This window comes from Pseudomonas sp. IT-P2 (genome assembly GCF_949767575.1).
Classification (GTDB): Bacteria; Pseudomonadota; Gammaproteobacteria; order Pseudomonadales; family Pseudomonadaceae; genus Aquipseudomonas; species Aquipseudomonas pharyngis.
The window spans coordinates 1-3,636 of the sequence record NZ_CATKQA010000017.1 but is presented as its reverse complement, the minus strand read 5'-3'; the positions used below and the strand labels follow the sequence as shown (position 1 = coordinate 3,636).

At 57.4% G+C, this 3,636-nt stretch carries 2 protein-coding genes; both read left to right on the top strand.

Features of this window, described 5'->3' with window-relative positions; genetic code table 11:
• Nucleotides 1-1,210 (top strand): Ig-like domain-containing protein (locus ACM6JM_RS12625; RefSeq protein WP_414882003.1); only part of this gene is annotated, 1,210 nt, incomplete at its 5' end.
• 209 nt (nt 1,211-1,419) lie between these two features.
• Nucleotides 1,420-3,636, top strand: a 2,217-nt coding sequence (locus ACM6JM_RS12620) for an Ig-like domain-containing protein (RefSeq protein ID WP_414882002.1), incomplete at its 3' end; no start/stop codon positions are given.

The window sequence follows — 3,636 nt, the reverse complement described above, 5'->3', positions numbered from 1 at the left end:
TCTGACGGCCACCGCTCACAACATCAAGGTCAAGGCGTCGTATGGCACTCAACCAGAATCGGCGGTTCGTGCCTTTACCGTGGCGGTGTCTTCGACCCCACGAATCGTTTCTGTCACGGATGCCAAAGGTAGCATTGGCAACAATGGCACCACATACGAAAACGAAGTCACCGTAACAGTCAGTGCAGACAGCAATCAGCGTGTGCAGCTTTACAACGGTGCAGCTCCCATCGGTTCGCCGATAACACTGGGCAGTAATGGCAGCGCCAGCACTCGACTTTCCAGCCTCAGTCAGAGCACTTATGTCCTAAAAGCCAAAGCACTTTATGGAAATCAGCTTGAGTCACCCGTCCACTCATTTACAGTCAGGGCCCATCTCACCACCACACTCACCTCCGTCCGGCATTCAGGCGGGGAACTGGGTAATGGCGGCAAAACCACAGACACTTCGGTAACCGTGACCGGGGCGGCAACGCCGTTGTACAGCGTGCAGATTTTTCTCAACAACGTGGGGGGGCAAACCGTGAATGCCAACGCGAGCGGTGCCTGGTCGCTCAGCCTCAGCATTCATATGGGCTCGAACACGGTTTACGCAAGGTCAGTTGTCAACAATCAACAGACCGTGTCACGCAGCTTTACCAGAGAGAGCCCGTTAGCACCATTGCACTTCAACGAAAGCCCGGTCACGTTGGGTGGCAAGACCTACATCATTCCGGGCAACCCCAATGTTCTTCCCGAGTTCAATTCGGGTAACTCGGTGCAACATCGAGCCTCCGGTGGCCGCCCAGGTTACACCTATACCTCCAGCAATCCGCGTGTAGCGGAAGTTGACAGTTCCTCAGGGCTTGTCACAGTGCGTGGCCGGGGAACAACCACCATCACAGCCAGAGATGCAGCCAACCAATCCAAGAGTTACAACGTGACGGTGACGAACGTGATCCAATGTTTCGGTTTCGGGAATGCAACCTGGACGCAGGCCAACTCAAGCGTCGCGGCAGCAGGTGCACGGATCCCGAGCCTGGCGGAACTGCACGAAATGCATCTGGCTTACGGAGCACGTTGGCCAATGAGTACCCACCATTACTGGTCAACGGATAACAGCAATTTCTGGTTTCCATTTCCGGCTAAAAAAGCCAAATATATTACTTCGGGCGCGGTGGTAGATATCAGGACGTCAGGGCATTATTCCGATGTTGTAGGGATTCGATGACTACCTGGTGATCAGCGAACAATCGAAAACGGTCCTCGCGGCCGTTTTCGTTATGACCGGCGCCTGAGCAAAACCGCCTGACCAGAAGTACACGTATGCGACCGTCGGTCGAAAAACCTCTCCCACCTGTCACATCTGACAGTAGCCAAATCCCCCCTTTACTCGCTCAATCACTCCACCGTCCATATCTTTCGGCAGGAGTTACCGTCATGCTCGTCCAACCCAAAAAAGCCATTGGCACACTCGCCCTGCTCGCCCCAGACATCCCCGGCGCCAAGCTGCTGCCGAGCGGAGAGTGGGCCATCAACCGCGCCGCCGCGCTGCTCAACTTCCCCACTCTGGGCATGAAAGTGCAGATCCCGGTCTGGTCGAACAAAAGTCTGGGCGACAAGGTTGAGCTGTTGATTAACGACAAGATGGTCGATCGTCTAACCATAACCCAGCCCGCCGAACTGACCCAGCGTGCCACCCTGTTCGTCCCACCGGGCATTTTTCAAAGCGGCTCTTGGGATCTGGCCTATCGGGTGACGCGCTACAACCAGGCGCCAGAGCCTTTTACGCCACCGCTCAAACTCAAGGTCAAACTGGAAATCCCCGCCGGCCAGGACACCGATCCCGGGCAGGGGCACTCCAACCTGCACGTAGCGTTCAGGCCGGCGGAAATTGTCCAGGACGGTGTCGACAAGGACACCGCCGAAAACGGTGTGGACGTTCTGGTCGTGGCCAAACCCGATAGCGGCTCCAGTCTGCCGTACCCCGACATCGCCGTCCGCGACGTGGTCTGGGTGAGCTGGGGCGGCAAATTGGAGCCGTCGGAGCCGGTCATCCAGGAGCAGATCGACGACCCGGTGAAGAACCCTATCATCATCCACATCAGCAAAGACATCATCCTTAACAAGGGTGACTCCGGAAGCGAGGGGCTCGCGGTGGCACTCTTCGTCAGGGACTTTGCAGACAACGATTCCGAGGACTGGAGCAAGGCAACGCGCATCGTCGTCGACACCGGCAACTCGCGGCTGGATGCGCCGATTCTTGAGCAGGCCGATGGGAACGAACTCGATCTCGACCAGTTGGGTAAAGAGCAATTGTTGCTCCAGGTCTTTGCAGCATCGCCTGACGTCTTCAACCAGAACGACACCATCATCATGCGCTTGCAGGGCACCACCCTCGACGGCGAAACCGTCCAGGTCGATGCCCGCAAGACCATCGACAAAAAACCACCGCTGGTGGTCCCGGTACCGATGGACAACGACGGTGCCCGGGCACTGGCAAAAACCCAGGGGGTGTTTTTCTTCGACCTGGAACGTGGCGACAGCATCATTCAGCGCTCCAGAGGCCGTTTCATCAATATCATCGGCGAGCCCAAACGCTTGGCAGCCCCCATCGTCGAAAGTGAGGTGGGAGGAGCGCTGAATCCAGACTTGCCGAACGTGATCGTCCGCATCCCCTACGATCCGCTGATCACCCCGGACAACGCCATTGAAATTCACTGGAGCATTACCCTTCCGGATGGCAGCGTTTTCGAGCCCGAACTGGACTGGGTCTTTCCGACCCCACCGGAGGCCGAAGACCTCGAAGGTTTCATCGTCCTGGTGCCAGGCCCCGAGCACCTGAAACCCGGCGAAGGCGGCACCCTGGTGGTGTGGTACGAGGTGCTCAGCGAAGACGAGAACGGCGAGATCGTTCGCAGGCCTTCCCCGCCAGCCTCGCCGTTGAATATCGGCGAGCCGAAGTTTGAGCTGGTTCGGGCCATCCTGCTCGGTGAAAAGGACGGTACGTTTGAACCCAAGGATCTGCCCAACGGCATCAGCGAAGTCACCTGCCCCGACCCGGTCAATAACCCGACCCTGCCCAAGGATGTGGTGCACTGGCGACTGTATGATGCCCAAGATGTGCTGCTGTTTACGGACAGCAAAACCCTCAACTCACTGAGTGCCGGCAAAGCCGTGAAATTTCTGCTCGATGCGGAGTTTGTACGGCAGTATTTTGAGGTCCATCGCGATGAACAGTTGAGTATCCGCTATCACATCGTTCGGGATGCGACGGGCAAGACCAGTCATTCGAATCCGTTGAAGTTTGTCGTAGGGACGGCGGCGGATGACAAACCGGAAATCACTTCGGTCATGGGCTCGCAGAGCAATGAGGAAATCCTCAACGGCAGCGTTACTATCGAAACCAGCGTGACCCTGACCGGCACCGCCGCCAAGGGCCAGGACGTGAAAATTCTGGATGGTAACGCCGATAAAGGCGACGCAACCGCAGACCCGGTCACCGGGATCTGGAGCAAAACGGTCACCGGGCTGAGCGAAACACTGCACAGCTTCACGGCCAAGGCGGGTTATGGGTCGGGGCAGGTCTCGGATGAGCGGAATTTCACCGTGACGCCTGTGGTCGTACCGACCATCGACAAGATTCTGGACGACAAA